The sequence below is a fragment of the Afipia carboxidovorans OM5 genome (genome assembly GCF_000218565.1).
Taxonomy (GTDB): domain Bacteria; phylum Pseudomonadota; class Alphaproteobacteria; order Rhizobiales; family Xanthobacteraceae; genus Afipia; species Afipia carboxidovorans.
Genome location: NC_015684.1, coordinates 335,139 through 354,449, shown reverse-complemented (window position 1 = coordinate 354,449; position 19,311 = coordinate 335,139). Strand labels below are relative to the sequence as shown.

Annotated in this window: 18 protein-coding genes and 2 pseudogenes; 15 read left to right on the top strand and 5 right to left on the bottom strand. The window is 61.7% G+C overall.

Translation table 11 applies throughout. The features are described from left to right. Positions 1-159: 159 nt before the first annotated feature. The 15 genes and pseudogenes from OCA5_RS01730 to OCA5_RS01665 all read left to right on the top strand — a co-directional run bounded on the left by OCA5_RS01730 (position 160) and on the right by OCA5_RS01665 (position 14,926). Positions 160-1,341 carry a porin gene (locus tag OCA5_RS01730; RefSeq protein ID WP_244396122.1) on the top strand — a complete coding sequence of 394 codons (1,182 nt, stop codon included), beginning with the start codon at positions 160-162 and terminating at the stop codon, positions 1,339-1,341. Between the two features lie 372 nt (positions 1,342-1,713). Then, on the top strand, positions 1,714-1,863 hold the full coding sequence (locus OCA5_RS19240; RefSeq protein WP_012561350.1) for a hypothetical protein: 150 nt from the start codon (positions 1,714-1,716) through the stop codon (positions 1,861-1,863). Between the two features lie 159 nt (positions 1,864-2,022). Then, complete coding sequence (locus OCA5_RS01720; RefSeq protein ID WP_244396123.1) at positions 2,023-2,487, top strand: hypothetical protein; 465 nt, start codon at positions 2,023-2,025, stop codon at positions 2,485-2,487. Continuing rightward, positions 2,484-3,431, top strand: a pseudogene (gene dapA, locus OCA5_RS01715) (4-hydroxy-tetrahydrodipicolinate synthase). The gene OCA5_RS01720 and the pseudogene dapA overlap by 4 nt, the downstream one beginning before the upstream one ends. Before the next feature lie 182 nt (positions 3,432-3,613). Then, entirely contained in the window at positions 3,614-3,808 is a 195-nt protein-coding gene (locus tag OCA5_RS01710) for a hypothetical protein (protein WP_013912757.1), read from the top strand. 53 nt (positions 3,809-3,861) lie between these two features. Next, the gene (locus OCA5_RS01705; protein ID WP_012561354.1) at positions 3,862-4,110 is read left to right on the top strand and encodes a hypothetical protein; all 249 of its coding nucleotides are present in this window, start codon (positions 3,862-3,864) and stop codon (positions 4,108-4,110) included. A gap of 485 nt (positions 4,111-4,595) precedes the next feature. Beyond that, entirely contained in the window at positions 4,596-4,685 is a 90-nt protein-coding gene (gene kdpF, locus OCA5_RS18585; RefSeq protein ID WP_081434661.1) for a K(+)-transporting ATPase subunit F, read from the top strand. A 30-nt stretch (positions 4,686-4,715) separates the two neighbouring features. Beyond that, positions 4,716-6,413 carry a potassium-transporting ATPase subunit KdpA gene (gene kdpA / locus OCA5_RS01700; protein WP_012561355.1) on the top strand — a complete coding sequence of 566 codons (1,698 nt, stop codon included), beginning with the start codon at positions 4,716-4,718 and terminating at the stop codon, positions 6,411-6,413. 227 nt (positions 6,414-6,640) lie between these two features. Next, entirely contained in the window at positions 6,641-8,710 is a 2,070-nt protein-coding gene (gene kdpB, locus OCA5_RS01695) for a potassium-transporting ATPase subunit KdpB (RefSeq protein ID WP_012561356.1), read from the top strand. Positions 8,711-8,785: 75 nt separating this feature from the next. Continuing rightward, a complete protein-coding gene (gene kdpC / locus OCA5_RS01690) occupies positions 8,786-9,361 on the top strand; it encodes a potassium-transporting ATPase subunit KdpC (protein WP_012561357.1) in 576 nt (191 codons plus the stop codon). A 56-nt stretch (positions 9,362-9,417) separates the two neighbouring features. Next, on the top strand, positions 9,418-12,123 hold the full coding sequence (locus tag OCA5_RS01685) for a sensor histidine kinase (RefSeq protein ID WP_012561358.1): 2,706 nt from the start codon (positions 9,418-9,420) through the stop codon (positions 12,121-12,123). After that, positions 12,120-12,815 (top strand): response regulator transcription factor, encoded by a 696-nt coding sequence (locus OCA5_RS01680; protein ID WP_012561359.1) that lies wholly within the window; start codon positions 12,120-12,122, stop codon positions 12,813-12,815. The genes OCA5_RS01685 and OCA5_RS01680 overlap by 4 nt, the downstream gene beginning before the upstream one ends. A gap of 47 nt (positions 12,816-12,862) precedes the next feature. Next, on the top strand, positions 12,863-13,315 hold the full coding sequence (locus OCA5_RS01675; protein WP_012561360.1) for a PTS sugar transporter subunit IIA: 453 nt from the start codon (positions 12,863-12,865) through the stop codon (positions 13,313-13,315). A 9-nt stretch (positions 13,316-13,324) separates the two neighbouring features. Further along, positions 13,325-13,653, top strand: a pseudogene (locus tag OCA5_RS01670) (Hsp20 family protein); the annotation flags it as partial. Positions 13,654-13,942: 289 nt separating this feature from the next. Next, on the top strand, positions 13,943-14,926 hold the full coding sequence (locus OCA5_RS01665; RefSeq protein ID WP_013912756.1) for a LysR family transcriptional regulator: 984 nt from the start codon (positions 13,943-13,945) through the stop codon (positions 14,924-14,926). Here the strand turns inward: OCA5_RS01665 and OCA5_RS01660 are convergent. The 5 genes from OCA5_RS01660 to trbL are packed head-to-tail and all read right to left on the bottom strand — an operon-like array spanning position 14,859 to position 19,311. Next, a complete protein-coding gene (locus OCA5_RS01660) occupies positions 14,859-15,098 on the bottom strand; it encodes a DUF2274 domain-containing protein (RefSeq protein ID WP_013912755.1) in 240 nt (79 codons plus the stop codon). The two genes, OCA5_RS01665 and OCA5_RS01660, sit on opposite strands and share 68 nt — an antisense overlap. Before the next feature lies 1 nt (position 15,099). Continuing rightward, positions 15,100-16,284 carry a TraB/TrbI/VirB10 family type IV secretion system protein gene (locus OCA5_RS01655; RefSeq protein ID WP_012561363.1) on the bottom strand — a complete coding sequence of 395 codons (1,185 nt, stop codon included), beginning with the start codon at positions 16,282-16,284 and terminating at the stop codon, positions 15,100-15,102. After that, complete coding sequence (gene trbG, locus OCA5_RS01650) at positions 16,281-17,264, bottom strand: P-type conjugative transfer protein TrbG (protein WP_012561364.1); 984 nt, start codon at positions 17,262-17,264, stop codon at positions 16,281-16,283. The genes OCA5_RS01655 and trbG overlap by 4 nt, the downstream gene beginning before the upstream one ends. Further along, the gene (gene trbF / locus OCA5_RS01645) at positions 17,261-17,950 is read right to left on the bottom strand and encodes a conjugal transfer protein TrbF (protein WP_012561365.1); all 690 of its coding nucleotides are present in this window, start codon (positions 17,948-17,950) and stop codon (positions 17,261-17,263) included. Before trbF ends, trbG begins: the two co-directional genes overlap by 4 nt. After that, positions 17,947-19,311, bottom strand: a complete 1,365-nt coding sequence (gene trbL, locus OCA5_RS01640) for a P-type conjugative transfer protein TrbL (protein ID WP_012561366.1) — start codon at positions 19,309-19,311, stop codon at positions 17,947-17,949. The genes trbF and trbL overlap by 4 nt, the downstream gene beginning before the upstream one ends.

Below are 19,311 nucleotides of genomic sequence, written 5' to 3'. Positions count from 1 at the left end.
GCTCCCGTCGAAATAATATGCGGCTCTATCTAGCTTGATGATCCCGCCAAACCGGAAGGATCTGAAGGCATGAAGCCGCTTAAACCGTCCCTCCCGCCCGCCTTCCCAGGAGCCTGGGAGGGCGCTCGTTCACCGAGATCGGGTTCAGGACACCGGCGGGTGCTTTCCCGGAGCGCGGTCGGCGCGGTCGCGATCATGGCCGGTTCGATGATGGGTCTTGGCCAAGCAGCGGCGGAACCCCTGAGCGCGCCGAGTTTTGGTGGTCCTCTGCGCCCTAACCCCCATCCGATGAGTACGGATGCAGGCATGTTTGGTCGTCTTCATATCACCGGCCAGCTCACAGGCATCGGCAATGCGCAGACGAACGGCATTCCGGGCGTCGATCCCCAGACGAGGGATCCCCTCGTCGATGTCGGCAATGCCCAAATACAGGTGCAGACGACCGGGGCGCCTTTGACGTTCTTCGTCCAGGGCGGCGTCTACTCACTGCCCGCGTTGGGCTCGGCCTACACCCGCGCAACCGACGTGACCGACCAGTTATACGGGCCCGTGCCGGTTGCTTATGGCAAGCTCGAGCTGTCGCCGAACTTCTCGATTCAGGCCGGTTTGCTGCCGACGTTGATCGGTGCGGAATCGACCTTCACGTTCCAGAATATGAATATCGCGCGCGGACTGCTCTGGAACCAGGAGCCGGCCATTAGCCGCGGTGTTCAGGTGAACTATAGCAATGGACCGCTGAACGCCTCCGTGTCGGTCAACGATGGTTTCTACTCAGGGAATTACAACTGGGTATCCGGTCTGTTGTCTTATGCGGCGACGCCGTCGAGCACGATCACGCTGGTCGCCGCAGGCAGTTTTGCAGAGTCCGGCAAGACCGGCGCGGCGACGCCTTTGGCGCAGAACAACAGCAGCATCTTCAATGTGATCTACACCTATGTCAACGGCCCGCTGACGCTCCAGCCCTACCTGCAATACACAACGGTCCGCTCGAACAGGGACATCGGGATTGATCGCTCGGCCGAAACATTCGGCGGCGCGCTGTTGGCTCGATATGCCATCGATGAGAATTTCTCGATCGCTGGACGCGCCGAGTACATCGCTTCAAGCGGAGGAGATTGCGGCGTCGCCGCAGACTGCGCCCCCACTAATCTGTTCTACGGGCCGAAAAGCAGGGCGTGGTCGCTGACGGTGACGCCGACCTACCAGCGCGGGATCTTCTTCGCGCGCACCGAGCTCTCGTACACCCGCATTGACCGGGTCACCGAAGGCTACGGCTTTGGGTCCAATTTCGACAAGCGCGACCAGGTTCGCGGGATGTTTGAAGCTGGGGTGCTTTTCTAGGACGGGCGCGGGCGGAAATGCGGAGCCGCCGGCTCCGCAGATGCTCTGCGGACTTAGGTGAAACATGGGTTTAGAACGGATCATATCGAAATTGGAGGCTCCTCAGGCCACAGCGACTGTGTATCCGGTCCTGCCCGTTCTCTGGGTCTATCGGAACTATGATGATCACTGGACTGTGCATCTTGAAGGTGAAGACTCCGAGTGGTGCCACCCCACGCGCAATGATGCGGTCGGTGCCGCGAGGCTGATAGGCGAGAGTTACGGCTGCTATCGTCTCTTTCTGCAACTGTCAGACGGCCGCTTCTGCCTGGAGATGATGAACCTTAGTCGACGGCGCGAACCGCGCCAGGTTGACCCAAGTGAGGGCGAAAATTGAGCCAGGCTGTACCAAGCAAGCGCCAAGTCTCCCGACACCTCATCCGCTGCGGCGTGGAGATCATCGTTCTGGTGGTGATCGCCGGTTGCGCTGTTCTTGCTGCCGCAGGCCCCAGCATCTATCTGGTGCTCAGCAATGGCGGTTGAATGCAGAGTTGCAGGCCGTCCTGCTCACCCCCGGTTGCCGCGGTCGAAACCGAAGTTCACTAAACGCGAGCGACGCCGTAGATCGGAATACCTGCTCCTGATGTTTGCGGCGAGCTGTGCCGCTGTGCAAGTCGTCGCCATAGTTTTTCTGAGAGCGGTATGACAAGCCCTGCTGCTCCCGCCCTCCAACTCGACGACCGAAGGCGCGCTATCGGTGAAAGCCGTCTGGCTGAGTTGCCAAGCCTGAGGACGCAGTTGGAAATGGCCAGGGTCATCAAGGAGTACCACATCTGGCTGGCGGTGAGGATTATCGAGGAGCGCGAAGACCAGCCGCAGTTTCGACGGCACCGCCGGCTCCGGGATCTGCTCGAAGCGAATGCCTTGCTTGAAGCGGTGATCGAACTCGGAGCTCATCTGCAGCCAACACGGCAGCCTTGGTCGATGGAGCGGTCAGGAGATCGTTGGCGTTGTCGCGTGGCGTGGAACGATCGCGGTAATTTGCGCAGGTGCGCAGGCCGACACGATGACTTGGCGGCTGCCCTGATGATCGCGTTGCTAAGCTCCCTCGGTCGTCGCCGAGAGCGGCCAAAAGAACTCTCGAAAGATGGAGAACAGGCAGCATGACGCCCAGAGGCGACTCTCCGTTATTCGGCGGTCTGATGACCGCACTTGTCACTCCGTTTAGGGGTGAGGCTATCGATTTCGACGCCTTGGCGGAGCTCGCCAACTGGCAGATCGACCAGGGCGTACGGGGGCTTGTCGCCTGCGGCACCACGGGCGAGGCGCCGACCCTGTCTCATCCGGAATGGGCGGCGGTGGTCCGGTTGTGCGTCGAGGTTTCCAATGGCCGTGTGCCGGTGATCGCCGGCTCGGGGACAAACGACACCCAGCGCACCGTTGAACTAACCTGCGAGGCGGCTCGGCTTGGCGCGGATGGAGCTCTGGTCGTCACGCCTTATTATAGTCGGCCGAGCCAGTAGGGCCTGTTCCGGCATTTCGAGAGTGTCGCGCAAGCTGCGGAGCTGCCGATCATCATCTACAATGTGCCTTCGCGGACGGCCGTCGATATCAGAGTCGAAACGCTGGACCGCCTTGCGCGCCTGCCCGGCCTTGTCGGCATCAAGGACGCAAGCGGAGATCCGACGCGGGTAAGCGCGATGGCTTTCCGCTTTGGCGATCGCTTCACCCAGCTTTCCGGACAAGACCGTTCGATGCTCGCCTTCATGACGACAGGAGGAGATGGTGCGATCTCGGTCGTCTCCAACGTCGCCCCGATGTTGACCGCGGCGATGGTCGGCGCAGTACGCAAAAGCGCCTATCTGGAAGCACGGCGCATCAACGCCCATCTTTTCCCCCTGATCGAAGCGCTGGAGCTTGAAAGCAATCCATGCCCGATCAAGTGCGCGTTGCATTGCGCGCGCGGATACTCGCCCGCCGTCCGCCTCCCGCTGGTCGAGGTCACTGAAGCCACCCTGGCAAGAGTTCGCGCGGCCGTTGCGGAGATCGACACTTTGGCGATCGACACGTGCCTGCTCGCCGAGCGGTCTCTCGTCCCCCTCTCGGTCTGATCGGGCCGCCTTTATAACAGCAGCATCGTGCTGCTGTGTTCTCTAATGAAAATACTATGAAATGCGTTCTTCCGAGAAATGGAGAACAAATCCCGAAATCCTTAGATTCAAGGTATCGGCAAAAAGCATCATCTTACTCGACGAGTAGAAGCTCCTGCCGATATCGAGAAAGGATGTCGACGATGTACCCTCGTGGTTACTATTTCTATGCGATGCATCAGCAGAACAAAGCCAATGTCGGGCGCACGGATGGCGAGGTCAAGGTTGCCGTGGGCTCGGATGAGCCGATGGCCGACGTTGGAATGTTCCTGCGGCTCGGAGTCGTGATAGCCCTCGTAATCGCGGCTGTCGCCATGGTGACGTCGCTGGCCGGCTAGCGCCCATCGACGTCCACAGCTCAGTCTTCAACGAACAATCAGGATTATCCACCATGGCAAGCGCCATTCCGCCGAAAGAGCCTCCTCAACCTCTGAACCATTTCTTTGTCGGCCAGGACAACCGAGGATGCTGGACCGTCCGCGATGAGCGTAACCTCGTCGGCGGCTGCTTCGTGAGCAAGGATGCGGCGATTCACTTCGCCCGTCAGGAAACCAACAATGCGCCGGGCGCCGTGATCTGTATGGGCGAAAACCAGCGTCTGACCCTGGACCCGCTGTTTGGACATTGGGAAGCCGCGTAGCCGGTCGCCGTCGATCCGGAAGCCCCGCCTTTGCACTCGCTGCCCTTCTCGCGACGTTGGAAATGGGGAAGAAAATCTTCGGCTTGAGATAAGCAAAGCCCGCCGACTCTACCGAGTCGGCGGGCTTTTTAGTTACCACCGCGCTTCCAGCGAGAGATTCCTATGAAATTTTTATGAGTGAGGCCAAAAAAACTATTAGATTCCTATTTTTTGAGGCCTCGTCCTCTCTCGAACCTATATGCGGTTCGCGTCCATATTTCCGCCAAATTCCTCCTCCGGCACCCGTGTGTACGCAAGGGCGCGCTGGAAGAGTTCAAACTGTGGCTGGTCAGGACAATCCATCTTTGGCGGGCCATTTGTACCAACAGCGGTGCCGGAGGCGAAAGCAATGGATGTTCTTGTACTAGCGATAGGGTTCGGATTTTTCGCTTTGATGTTTGGCTACATCAAGCTTTGCGAAAACCTCTGACCCAGGAGGCGGCAACATGACCTTAGAATATTTCCTTGGGGCGGCAATCGCGGTGTTTATCACCGCCTACCTGCTTTACGCCCTCGCTCGTCCCGAGCGGTTCTGATCAAGGCAACAGCTCGGAAAGAAACGACCAATGACAATAAACGGATGGATACAGATCCTGGTCTTTCTCGGGATCGTTATCGCGCTGGTGAAGCCGCTCGGCGGCTATATCACGCGTGTCATGAACGGCGAGAGAACCTTCCTTTCGCCGGTTCTCGGGCCGGTGGAACGTGGCCTCTATGGCATGGCCGGAACCAGTGAAAAGGAAGAGCAGCACTGGACGACCTATCTGGGCGCCATGCTGCTGTTCAACCTGGCCGGTTTTGCGTTGCTCTATTTGCTGCAGCGCGTTCAGGGCGGATTGCCCTTCAACCCGGCCGGGATGGGAGCGGTGAGCGCGGACTCTTCGTTCAACACGGCGGTCAGCTTCATGACCAACACCAACTGGCAGGGCTACGGTGGCGAAACCACCATGAGCTACCTGACACAGATGGCCGGCATCACGGTGCAGAACTTTGTGTCGGCGGCTGTGGGCGTGGCCGGCGCGATGGCGATCATCCGCGGCTTCTCGCGCGCTTCCGCCAAGACCGTCGGCAATTTCTGGGTCGATCTGACGCGGGCCACGCTCTATATTCTGATGCCTATCTGCATCGTCGGCAGCCTCGTCCTGGTGTGGCAAGGCGTCCCCCAGAACCTGAACCCCTACACAGTCGCCACGACGGTTGAAGGCGCGCAGCAGACGATCGCGCAAGGCCCTGTCGCTTCGCAGATGATCATCAAGCATCTGGGAACGAATGGCGGCGGCTTCTTCAATGCCAACTCCTCTCATCCGTTCGAGAACCCGACGGCGCTGACGAATCTCATTCACATCCTGGCGATCTACTCGATCTCCTTTGCGATGCTTAATGTGTTCGGCCGCATGACAGGCAACCAGAAGCAGGGTTGGGCGCTGCTTGCCGCCGTCCTCACCATCGTCATCGCCGGCATCGGCGTCATCTACTGGGCGGAATCGGCAGGCAACCCGCTGCTCCATGCGCTCGGCCTCGAGGGCGGCAACATGGAAGGCAAGGAGACGCGGTTCGGTATCGCGCTGTCTTCGCTCTTCGCTGTGGTGACGACGTCGGCTTCGACGGGCGCCGTCAACACTATGCATGACAGCCTGATGCCGCTGGGCGGCCTTGTGCCCTTGTTCAACATGCAGATCCCGCCGCTCGGCGGCATCGGCGCCGGTGTCTACGGCACCTTGATCTTCGCGATCCTGGCCGTCTTCATCGCCGGTCTGATGGTCGGTCGCACGCCGGAATATATCGGCAAGAAGATCGAGGCGAAGGAAGTGAAGATGAGCATCCTTGCGATGCTTGGACCGTCGCTCGCCATTCTGGCTCTGACCGCGATCGCCGTCGTTCTTCCTGTCGGCTTGTCTAGCATCCAGGACGCTGGGCCGCATGGACTGAGCGAGGTGCTGTACGCCTATACCTCCGGCGCCAACAACAACGGCAGCGCGTTTGCCGGTCTCAACGCGAACACGCCCTTCTTTAATATCACCGTCGGACTCGCGATGTTGATGGGGCGCTTCCTGCTCATCGTGCCGGTCCTGGCGATCGCGGGGTCGCTTGCAGCCAAGAAGAGCGTGCCGGCATCGACGGGAACGCTGCCGACCACGGGCCCACTGTTCATCGGCCTTGTCGTTGGAGTGACGCTCATCGTCGGCGGGTTGACGTTCTTCCCGGTCCTAGCGCTGGGTCCGATCGTCGAACACTTCGCCATGTTGGCGGGTCAGGTGTTCTGAGGAGCGCGATGACAGCCAAATGGCTGAGATCGATCCGATTTGTCGTGAACCCTCGCTCCTGGTTTCAGGAGCGAGGGGCGGCCAGACCGCCCAGGGCATCGACGATCATTCTCGGCATGACACTGGCTTTGGGGGGCGTAGTGCTCCTCGCCAAACTTATCGCTGAATTGCTCGCGGCGGCGTGACCGAGTGGTTGGCCCCCAAGAACAAACTCGCTGGAGTTTCTTATGAACCAGTCCAAATCCGCGAGCATGCTGGACGCTCGCATACTCGTACCGGCCATTGGCGATGCTTTCAGGAAACTGAATCCGAAGAGCCTCGCCAAGAACCCCGTTATGTTCGTAGTCGCCGTGGTGTCAGTCCTCACGACGGCGCTGCTCTTGAAAGACATCATGACCGGGGCCGAAAATGTCGGCTTCTCGCTGCAGATCGTGTTGTGGCTGTGGTTCACGGTTCTCTTCGCCAACTTTGCCGAAGCCGTCGCCGAAGGGCGCGGCAAGGCGCAGGCGGAATCGCTTCGGCGCACCCGCAGCGAGACCCAGGCCAAGCTGCTCTCGAACGGCGGTTCCGACTACAAAATGGTGCCTGGCGCAACGCTGAAGGTCGGTGACGTTGTTCTGGTGGAACCCGGCGACATCATCCCCTCTGATGGCGAAGTCATCGAGGGTGTCTCCTCGGTGAACGAAGCCGCGATCACCGGCGAATCGGCCCCGGTGATCCGCGAATCTGGCGGCGACCGCTCTGCTGTCACGGGCGGCACGCAGGTGCTTTCCGACTGGATCAAGGTCCGGATCACGGCCGCGGCGGGTTCGACCTTCATCGACAAGATGATCGCTCTCGTCGAAGGCGCCGAGCGCCAGAAGACGCCGAACGAAATCGCGCTCAATATCCTGCTCGCGGGCATGACGTTGATCTTCGTGCTGGCGGTCGTGACCATTCCGAGCTTTGCTGCCTATTCCGGCGGCGTGGTTCCGGTGATCGTGCTCGTTGCCCTGTTCGTCACCCTCATCCCCACGACCATCGGCGCGCTGCTGTCTGCTATCGGCATCGCGGGTATGGACCGGCTGGTGCGCTTCAATGTCCTGGCCATGTCCGGCCGTGCTGTGGAAGCCGCCGGCGACGTCGACACGTTGCTGCTCGATAAGACCGGCACCATCACGCTCGGCAACCGCCAGGCAAGCGAGTTCCGGCCGGTCCGCGGCGTCACCGAGAAGGAGCTGGCCGACGCGGCGCAGCTAGCCTCGCTGGCTGACGAGACGCCGGAAGGCCGATCGATCGTCGTGCTCGCCAAGGAAAAATACGGCATCCGCGCACGCGACATGGCGAGCCTCAAAGCGACTTTCGTTCCGTTCACGGCGCAGACCCGTATGAGCGGCGTCGACCTGGACGGTTCGACCATCCGCAAGGGCGCGGTCGATGCGGTTCTGAAGCACGTGGAACTCGCCACGGTCGCAACCGGCACCCCGCGTGCGTCCACTGAAAGCGTTCGTGAGCTTCAGGGCATCGCCGACCAGATCGCCAAGGCAGGCGGCACGCCGCTCGCTGTGGTGAAGGATGGCCGCCTGCTCGGGGTCATCTATCTCAAGGACATCGTCAAGGGCGGCATCAAGGAGCGGTTCGCCGAGCTGCGCCGCATGGGCATTCGCACGGTGATGATCACCGGCGACAACCCGATGACCGCGGCGGCTATCGCTGCCGAAGCCGGTGTCGACGACTTCCTGGCGCAAGCGACGCCCGAGAACAAGCTGGCGCTAATCCGCGAGGAACAGGCCAAGGGCAAGCTGGTCGCCATGTGCGGCGACGGCACCAATGACGCCCCGGCGCTCGCCCAGGCGGATGTCGGCGTCGCCATGAACACCGGCACGGTCGCCGCCCGCGAGGCTGGCAACATGGTGGATCTCGACAGCGATCCGACCAAGCTGATCGAAATCGTGGAAATCGGTAAGCAGTTGCTGATGACGCGCGGCGCGCTGACGACGTTCTCGATCGCCAACGATATTGCGAAGTATTTCGCGATCATCCCGGCGATGTTCCTCGTCTTCTATCCGCAGCTCGGTGCGCTTAACATCATGGGCCTCGCTTCGCCCCAGAGCGCGATCCTGTCGGCGATCATTTTCAACGCTCTCATCATCGTGGCGCTGATCCCGCTGTCGTTGAAAGGCGTCAAGTATCGCGCCATCGGAGCGGGTTCGCTGTTGTCCCGAAACCTCCTGATTTACGGCCTGGGCGGCATCCTTGTCCCCTTCGCCGGCATCAAACTCATCGACATGGCGATCACCGCCGTCGGTCTCGCCTAAGGCGAGACCGACGACCACGAAATCATTCCGCGTTCTTGCTGGTGTCCAGCGGCGGATCATTCGGGACAAACAAAGATGCTCAAGCAAATCCGACCTGCGATTTTCATGATCGTAGCCTTCACCATCATCACCGGGCTTCTCTATCCGCTCGGCATCACCGGGATCGCGCAAGCGATCCTGCCCTTCCAGGCCAACGGCAGCCTGATCGAGCGCAACGGCACGCTCGTCGGCTCCGAGCTCATCGGCCAGCGGTTCACCGGCGAGCGCTACTTCCATCCGCGCCCGTCGGCGGCCGGCTCGGACGGCTATGACGCGGGCGCTTCGAGTGGCTCCAACCTTGGCCCCACCAGCCAGGAGCTTCGCGATCGCGTCGCCGCCGATACAGAAGCTCTGCGCGCGGCGAACGGTGGTGATGCGACCGTTCCGATGAACCTCGTGACCGCCTCGGGCAGCGGACTTGACCCGCACATCACGCCCGAAGCCGCCTACTTCCAAGTAGGTCGCGTCGCTAAAGCGCGCGGTATCGACGAGGCCGTCGTGCGCGCATTGGTCGATCAGCATGTCGAGCCGCGCATGCTCGGCTTCATGGGCGAGCCCGTGGTCAACGTTCTCAAGCTGAACTTGGCGCTCGACGACGCTAATCGAGGCTGAATGAAGGTGCCAGACGGCTATAATAGCCGTCCTGACCGTTGATCCGGAGCGATTAAGTGTCTGACGATCCGATAAGAGAGCACAGCCGGCCATCGCCCGACGCGTTACTGGAAAGCGCGCAGCGGGAGACGCGGGGCCACCTCAAGATCTTTCTTGGGGCGGCTCCGGGTGTAGGCAAGACGTATGAGATGCTCATGTCGGGCCGGGCTCAGCGGGCGGATGGCGTCGACGTGGTCATCGGGGTGGTCGAGACCCACGGGCGGGCCGAGACCGAGGCTCTGGTCGACGGGTTCGAGATCGTTCCGCGTCGCACAGTGCCCTATCGAGGGCATGTGCTCGATGAAATGGACATCGACGCGATTCTGGCGCGCAAGCCGGCGCTCGTTCTGGTGGATGAACTCGCCCATACCAACGCCCCTGGCAGTCGCCACCCCAAGCGCTATCTCGATGTCGAGGAACTGCTCGCCAACGGCATAGACGTCTACAGCACGCTCAACATCCAGCACGTCGAGAGCCTCAACGACGTCGTGGCCCAAATCACGCGCATCCGGGTGCGAGAAACCGTTCCGGATTCGATCATCGATCGTGCCGACGACATCGAGATCATCGACATCACGCCGGGCGACCTGATCAAGCGCTTGAACGAGGGCAAGGTTTACCTGCCCAAGACCGCAAAGCGCGCAACGCAGAACTATTTCTCGCCAAGCAATCTGACGGCCCTTCGTGAGTTGGCTCTGCGGCGCACGGCGCAGCGGGTCGATGACCAGTTAGTCACCCATATGCAGGCGCACGCCATCACCGGCCCGTGGTCGGCCGGCGAGCGTGTCCTGGTATGTATCAACGAACGGCCCGGGGCGACGGCGCTCGTGCGCTATGGCCGCCGTCAGGCCGACCGGCTTCGTGCGCCTTGGGCTGCGGTTCATGTCGAAACGAGCAAGGATGCCCGGCTTTCCGAGCACCAAAAGGACAAGATCGCCAGTGCATTGCGACTTGCCGAGCAACTCGGCGCTGAGGCCGTTACCCTGCCCGGCGAGAACGTTGCGCAAGAAATTCTGACCTACGCATCGACCAACAACTATACGCATGTCATCGTCGGCATGCCGACCTCGCCCAGGTGGCGGGAGCTTTTCGCGGGCTCCGTTTCGCATGATCTGATCCGCGCCAAGACGGATGTGAGCGTGCACGTCATCTCGCCGGGCAATGGCGAGGATACGCGACGTCCGGCGACCGTGAGCGCACGATCTAAGAAGCGCCCAGACGTCGGTCACTATCTGTGGAGCACGCTTTACGTTGCCGTGGCATTGGGCCTCGGGACGGCGCTCTCCCGCTTTCTGGATGTGCGCAATATCGCGCTTGTCTTCCTGATGGCGGTTCTCGCCTCGGCGATGGGCGGCGGTTTGTGGCCGGCATTGTTTGCGTCTGTGCTAAGCGCGCTTGCCTTCAATTTTTTCTTTCTCGACCCTCTTTACACTCTTGTCATCGGCGATCCTGAAAGCGTGGTGGCCTTTGCCTTTTTCTTGGTGGTTGCGGTTATCGCAAGCAACCTTGCCAGCCGCGTTCAGCGGCAGGCCGTGACTGCGCGTGAGCGCGCGAAGACAACTGAAGGTCTCTATCAGTTCAGCAAGAAGCTCGCCGGCGCTGGGACGTTGGGAGACGTTCTGTGGGCGACGGTCTATCAGATCGCTTCCATGCTGCACGTTAGGGTGGTTGCGCTTCTGCCAGAGAATGGCCGCATCGCGGTCCAAGCAGGATATCCGCCGGACGATACGCTTGACGATGCGGATATCGCCGCTGCGCATTGGGCCTGGGAGCATGACAAGCCCGCGGGCCGTGGGGCGGATACACTACCGGGAGCGAAGCGCCTCTACTTGCCTTTGAAGACGGGGCGAACACAGGTCGGTGTGATCGGGCTGGACAATGACAAGCAGGGGCCAGTCCTGACACCTGCCGAGCAACGGCTTTTCGACTCCCTGGCGGATCAGGCCGCTCTGGCGATCGAGCGCATCCAACTGGTCGCCGATGTCGACAATGCGCGCCTCGCGGCCGAGGCGGACAAGCTGCGCTCCGCGCTTCTCACATCGCTCTCGCATGATCTCAAGACGCCTTTGGCGTCGATCCTCGGGTCTGCAGGAGCGTTGAGAGACTATTCGACCTCTCTGACGGACTCCGGCCGGGTCGAACTGCTGACGACAATTGTCGAAGAGGCCGAGAGGCTGAACCGGTTCATCGCGAACCTTCTCGACATGACCCGATTGGAATCGGGCGCGGCGGCGGTATCGCTGACGCCGCTGTTCATCGGCGACAGCGTCGGCAGCGCCCTGCGTCGCGCTGAGAAGATACTGGCTTGCCATAGGGTCGATCTCGCGGTGCCGCCCGATCTGCCGATGGTCCGCCTCGATCCGGTCCTGTTCGAGCAGGTGCTGTTCAATCTCCTCGACAACGCGCGCAAATATGCGCCTGCGGGCTCGCTGATCTTGATCAGGGCCTGGGCGGAAGAGGACCATGTTGTTTTGCAGATCGTCGATGAAGGGCCCGGCATTCCCTCTGACGACCTGACGAGAATTTTCGACAGTTTCCACCGCGTCCGGAAGAAGGACCACGTCCAGGCTGGGACGGGGCTTGGTCTGTCTATCTGCAAGGGATTTGTCGAGGCGATGGGCGGGACGATTTTCGCAACTAATCGGGCTGACAGACCCGGCGCCATTTTCACGCTGCGGTTTTCGATCGGACCGGAGCCATCGCCTATGGAAGGAAGGATATGAATACGTCAGTAGTCAAGATTCTCGTCGTAGATGACGAGCCGCCGATCAGGAAACTCCTGCGCGTTGGGCTGACGGCCGAGGGCTACGCTATGGTCGAGGCTGTAAACGGCGAGGAAGCCGCCGCGCTCATCACAGAGGAGAAGCCCGATCTGATCCTGCTCGATCTTGGGCTGCCAGATATCTCAGGACATGACCTTCTTGAGAGGTGGCGTGCCGAACTTGTCGAGCTGCCGATAGTCGTCCTCTCCAGCCGGACCGATGAAACGGGCATCGTAAAGGCGCTGGAACTGGGCGCCGACGATTATCTCACCAAACCATTCGGGATGCGCGAGCTGGCGGCGCGCATTCGGGTGGCGCTGAGGCACAAGCTTCAGCAACAGGGCGAACGCCCGATATTCCAGGTCGGCGACCTCTCGGTCGACCTGGTGAAGCGGATTGTCAAGGTCGCAGACAAGGAGGTGAAGCTCTCACCCAAGGAATACGAAATCTTGCGCGTCCTCGTGCAGCACGCGGGCAAGGTCATCACGCACCAGCATATCCTCAAGCATGTGTGGGGCGGCTCGACCGATGTCCAATATCTGCGGGTCTATGTCCGCCAGTTGCGGCAGAAGATAGAGGCCACGCCCGATCAGCCGCAATACATCCTGACTGAAACAGGTGTCGGTTACCGCCTCCGTGAACCGGAGCAGTGACCGCGCACGCTCGCCTGGAAGCGGGCGACTTTAACGCGAGTACTCTTATGAACCTGTCATCTGCCATCGCACCAGAGGACGTGATCCTTGATCTATCCATCTCCACGAAAGCCGTCCTGATCAAAAAGCTGGCGGCGCATGCCGCCGCTCGCACAGGGTTGACCGAGGAAGCGATCCATACAGCCTTGCTGGGACGCGAGCGTCTGGGCTCAACCGGCATCGGCCATGGCGTCGCCATGCCTCATGCGCCTGTACCCGGACTCCGAACATCATTCGCCGCGCTGATGGTGTTGAAGAAACCGATCGATTTCGAGGCGGTGGACGACCTTCCGGTCGACGTTGTCTTTCTGCTTCTGTCGGCCCCCGAAGGCAGCAACGAGTATCTGAAGATTCTCGCGGCAGTCGCCCGTAAGATGCGCGATGAGCGGGTCATGAAAGTGCTGCGCGGCGCCAAGTCGGAGCATGCCGCTTATTCTATTCTAGTTGAGCAGCCAGTATGAGGGCCTCCTATGAGAACTATTTTTGGCTTTTCGCCCCTGTTCCGGTCGAGCATCGGCTACGACCGAATGTTGAATGCGCTCAAAGCTGCGAGCGCGCCGGGAGTATCGACAACTGGCCTCCTTATGTTATCGCCGGGCTTGGCGAGGACGACTACCGCATCACCATCGCGGTGGCCGGCGTCTCACAGGACAAGCTGACGATCCCGCAGGAGCAGAACATGCTCATGGTGTCGGGTCAGAAGCCGGGCGAGGACAACAGCCTATATTTGCATCTCGGCGTTGCCGGGCGTCGCTTTGAGTTGGCCGCCCAAGTCAAGGTCGCACGCGCCCGCCTCGTCGGTGAAAAACATCCGCGAGCGGAAAGGTCGGGCTCCCATCAAGCGGAAACGGCGGCACCTCAAATGCAGCGCAATCAACCAGCGAATGATCTTATGCCGAATTAGGAACTTGCTTAGGCGCTGAGACGCAAAAGAGCAGTCACCGGGGGTAAGTAGATATGCAGCGGCGCTCCCAATTAGGCCTTTGGCAATCGCTGTCGAGCCGAGTCGTGCGAGTTTGCTTGGTAACTCACTGTATTGGGCAGCAGGTGCCAACGGCCCAAAACAGGGAACGGGCGGGTGTGTAACGATGGCTGCGGAAAGAACGCGTACCATAGAGCTTCGGCATCTTCGTTATTTCGTGTCGGCCGCGGAGCATGGCAGCTTCCGCAAAGCCAGCGCCGATACTAGGATTCAACACTCCGCGATTAGTCGCCGCATCCGTGATCTCGAACATCGGCTGGGTACGACATTGTTTCTTCGCCATAGCGGAGGCGTGTGTTTGACCTTCGCGGGGCAGCGTTTTCTTCGCCGTGCACGTCAGATTTTGCGGAACTTTGAAGATGGCGCCGAGGAAATCGCCTCGATCAAGCGCTCGGACTTTGGTCGGATCAAAATCGGCATCTACTCGTCAATCGCGTCGGGTTTCCTCGCGGAGCTGCTCGGTCTCTATGCCGATTGCCATCCGAAGGTTCAGATCGACCTGATTGAAGACAACCCTGCGGATCAAGCCTCAGCAATTCGTCGAATGCAGCTGGACGCCGCGTTCCTGACAGGAGAGCGGAATTGGCGCGACTGCGAAACACTTCCGCTATGGTCGGAGCGCGTATTCGCTGTGCTTCCTGTCGATCACCTCTTGGCGGGTCGCGACGAGTTGGAGTGGCAGCACCTGGCAGATGAGAACTTCATCATCAATGAGGCAGGTCCGGGCCAGGAGATCCATGACTATCTGGTACAGCGCCTCGCCGCGTTCGGCTATCATCCTCAGATTAGCGTGCACCAGATCGGCAGGGAAAACCTTCTGCCGCTCGTGGCCTTGAAGCGTGGTTTGACGGTCGTCAGTGAGGCAATGACGGCCGCACACTTTCCGGGTCTCGCCTATCGGCCGATTGTCGGCGAGGTTCTACCCTTTAGTGCCGTTTGGTCTCCGAAGAACGACAATCCGGCCCTAGGACAGCTTCTTGATCTCGCCCGCTCAATGTCCGGCCTGCGTGAAGCAGACGCTGTCACGCCTCCGGCGATGCCGATTGATGTGAACGCCGTGCCTTCGCAAAGCCCCGATCGGTTGCAATGAAGCGTTCGAGCATCGGTACAATCAGCTTCGTCGGTTCGGTGATTGGCTGGCCCGTTTCACGGGCCAGAGCATCGGCATAGGCGACCAGATCGCGGTGCAGCGTCGCCGGCAGCTCCACAGTTGTCTTTACCGGCTTCTCGTCGACGATCGGACCTAGCTTCAACTTACTCACATCAGCCTCCATAAGGTTCGAGAACGAGATCGCGGGTGACGATGACACGCACCGGGAATCCCGGCCTGATCGTCAAAGTCGGCGTCACTTGGAGTTGTCGACGGACGATCTGCTGGCCGGCTTCGTGGATGGTGTCTTGGCCGCCATCGCGAATTGCGCGCATGAGGCGGTTTTCGTCGCTGACCGCAAGTTCCGCGCCAACGGCCAGCAAGGTCGAGAGGCCGGCGGCCTTGGCGAGATCCCACCAGTGATAGTCCACGCCGTCCTGCAGGCCGGCATGGCCCTGCGGATCAGCTCCGGGCTGGCGTTCGAGCACGATGGATCGTCCATTGGGGAAGATCAGGCGGCTCCAGACGAGCAGGACGCGCTTCTGGCCGAATTGAACACTGTTGTCATACTGGCCGACGAGTCGTGTGCCTTGCGGCACGATAAGGATGCGACCCGTCGGGCTATCGTAGATATTCTCGGTCACTTGGGCCGTGATCTGCCCAGGGAGGTCGGACCGGATGCCTGTAATGAGCGCGGCCGAGATAACCGAGCCAGCTTGAAGGACATAGGGTGATGCCGGCGCCATGACCCGGTCGCCTGCCACCGTGCGCCGGTCAACGGGCGCGTTGAGGAAGGCCAGTTGACGATCCTGGGCCGTGGCGACGCCCGGCTGCACTCCGGCGCCGAGGCCCGGCAGACCCGGTGTGCCGAGGCCTGCGGGGGCGGTAGCCGCGGTAGGACCATTCTGGAAGAAGACACGGCTGGTGCGAGCCGCCTCGATCTCCGCGAGACGACGCTGCTCTTCCGGATCGACCTGCGGCGCGGACATCGTGGGAGGAACGACCGGCTGGCCGCGATTCTGCGCGTCGAGGATTGAGCGTCCGAGGTCGCCAGGCAGCGCCGGCCCGAGAACAGGGCCGGTATAGTCGCGGGGCAGCCCGGCCAGACCATCGGCCGTCGAACGGTTCTCAGTCGAATAGAGTTCCTCGTTGTTGCCGCCGCCATCCCTGGTTTGAAGGGCGTAGATGAGCGCGCCGCCAATGCCGATGCTGACGACGACGCTCGCGGTCGCCAGGACCTTGCGGGACAGGCGTGTGACGCGGGGCGGCTCGGCACGCAAGCGCATAGGCGCGACGGACTCGGCCGGCGTCGCCGAGAGATTCTCCGGCTGTTGGTTGTTGGTGTCGTTGTCGATCATGATGCGGGCCTCCCGTCAGTACGGACGATCCTGACGGTCTGCTGACGATCGCCGCCTCCGAGACGCAGTTCGGCTGCACCAAAGATGCGATCGACGATCAGGATGTTCTGGTAGATGCGGCTGTTGACGATTTGCGGCTCGCCGTCGGAGCCGATGACGAAGATCGGCGGCATCTCGCCCTGGACGATGCCGCGCGGGAATTCGACGTAGACGCGCCGCCCATCGTCATAGACCGAGACCGGACGCCATGGGGGCGTATCGCCCATCAGGCCATAGCGATAGTTGCGCGCAGTCGCGGCAGGAACGACGGGCCTCGCCGGGACGTTGGCGCGTTGGCTGGCTGGGGGCTCGGGATAGGCCCATGCCACGGCGGGCATATAGGGGTTCGTGCCCGCGCGCAGTTCGATCATGTAGACGCGCCGATCGGTCGTGATGACGAGATTGGTCGTGATGTCGGTCCTGGTCGGCTTCACGAGCACATGGACGCGGCGGGTCACGCCCGAGCCGCTTTCGGTGTCGCCGATAATCCACCTGGCCGTGTCACCGGCGGCGATCGGACCTGCTCCGGTCAGGTTTTCGCCCGGCTCAAGCGCGATATTCGTGATCTGCCCGGGCGCGGCATAGACCTGATAGAGGGCCCCTTCACTCCAGGGATAGATCTGGATGGAGTTGTAATAGCCGTCTCGCCGCGGCTCGACACGCGCGGCGGCGTTGGCGTTCTCGACGCGCGCGGTCGGCGTGCTCGCGGAATTGCCGCCCCGGGCCGGGATCCAGGCCGGAGGCGTATGCAGCGGACGTGGCCGCTGATCCGTGATGACTGCCGGGACCGACGGAAGTGGTGGAACAGTGCTATCGTAGCTGATCTGCGGCGGTTTCGGCGCGGTGGCGCAACCGGCGAGGACGGTTGCGGACAGCAGGGCAGCCGCAAAGGCGGATTTACGGAAAACAGGAAACGCGGACCTGCGGAAAGACGGGTTCATGGCGTCATCTCCCGCGACCAGGAAATTGCATTGACGTAAATCCCCAGCGGATTGGCGCGCAGACGGTCCGCGTCGCGCGGCGTCTGGATCACAATGGTCAGGATCGCGGTCCAGCGTTCGGTCACGGCAAGCTGGCCATTCTCGTAGTGTCTTTCCGTCCAAGCGACGCGGAACGAGTCCGGAGAGGCGCGGATGACGCTGGAGACCTCGACGGCGACCTGGCGGCGGCCGACTTTGGTGAAGGGGTCGTTGGCGCGAGCGTAGTCGTTGAGAGCCGCCGCGCCGCGATCGGTCGTCCATTCATAGGCTCGCAGCCAATTCTGCCGGACGATGATCGCGTCGGCCGGAATGGAGCGGACCTGTTCGATGAAGCGACCAAGATGCCAGGCGATCTGGGGATCGGAAGGGCGATAGTCGGCAGTCGCGGGAGCGACGGATTGGGCCTGGCCCAGGCGGTCGACCTGAACAACCCAAGGCACGACCGTTCCGCGTGCGGACTGCCAAACCAATGCGGCGGCAAAGCCGGCCGAGAGGATCAATGACCCGAAGGCCATATAGCGCCAGTTCTTGGCCTGGACACGGGCCGAGCCGATGCGCTCGTCCCAGACTTGCGCGGCCTTCTGATAGGGCGTGACGGGTTCGGGTGTCTTGCCATAGTGGGCGGCGGGTCGCTTGAAAACGCTCATGAGCGGTCACTTTCAGAAAGATTGATGGAGGAGCCCCCGCCGTGGCTGTCGCCTGAGCGAACGGCATGTGCTGCGAGGGTGGCGCCGTGTCCGAGAGAACGATGGCGCTGCATGCGCTTGGCCCAATCAGGCGGGCCGTCTCGAGACGCCGAGGCGGGAGAGGAACCGGACGCATCGGCGGAGCCGCCGATGGTGCCCATCGTCGATGTGCCGCCGGTGGCGCCGAAGCCTGCCTTCGCGCCGTCCGAGAAGCTGGACTTCATGCTTTCGGCCGCACGCAAGGTCGCACGCTTCAACGGCGAGACCGTTGCAGCGCCAGCGGCGCGGGCGACACCGCCGAGGCCCGAGGCGACTCCTGCGGCGCCAGACTGACCGAGCGAGCCGAGGCTGTAGGCGGCGGCGGCGCCACCGGCGGCCGATGCGCCGCCACGCATCGCGGCGGCCCCGCCCGACATGGCGGCTGCGCCTCCCTTCACGGCAAGACCAGCGGCGCCTCCGGCGGCGAGCGCCGCGCCGCCGACGGCAAGGCCTGTTCCAACGGCAGCGCCGGCGCCGAGCTGAGGTCCTCCGCTGACGAGGCCAGCCGCGATCCCTGGGCCGAAGATGCCAAGGCCGAGAAGGGACAGGGCCGCGAGGACGACGGCCATGGCGTCATCGATGGTCGGCGTCGCGCCGCCGAAACCTGCGGTAAAGCGGCTGAACAGAGTCGATCCAATGCCGACGATGACGGCCAGAACGAGAACCTTGATGCCGCTCGATACGACGTTGCCGAGAACGCGTTCAGCCATGAATGCGGTCTTGCCAAAGAGACCAAAGGGAATGAGGACGAAACCAGCGAGCGTCGTCAGCTTGAATTCGATCAGGGTGACGAAGAGCTGGATGGCGAGGATGAAGAAGGCGAGAATGACCAGCGCCCAGGCGAAGAGCAGGCAAGCGATCTGGATGAAGTTCTCGAAGAAGCTGATCCAACCCATCAGGTCGGAGATGGATTCCAGGAGCGGCCGCGCCGCATCGAGACCAGTCTGCGCGACCTTGCCGGGCCGCATGAGATCCTGCGCGGTGAAGCCGGTGCCGGAGGCTTTGAGGCCGAGCCCGGCGAAGGAGTCGAAGATGATCTTGGCGAGATTGTTCCAGTTGCCGATGAGGTAAGCGAAGATCCCGACGAACAGCGTCTTCTTGACCAGTCGCGCGATGATGTCGTCGTCGGCGCTCCAGCTCCAGAACAGCGCCGCGAGCGTGACATCAATGACGATCAGGGTGGTGGCGATAAACGCCACTTCGCCGCCGAGCAGTCCGAAGCCGCTGTTGATGTAGGAGGTGAAGACCTCGAGGAAATTGTCGATGACGCCTGCGCCGCCCAT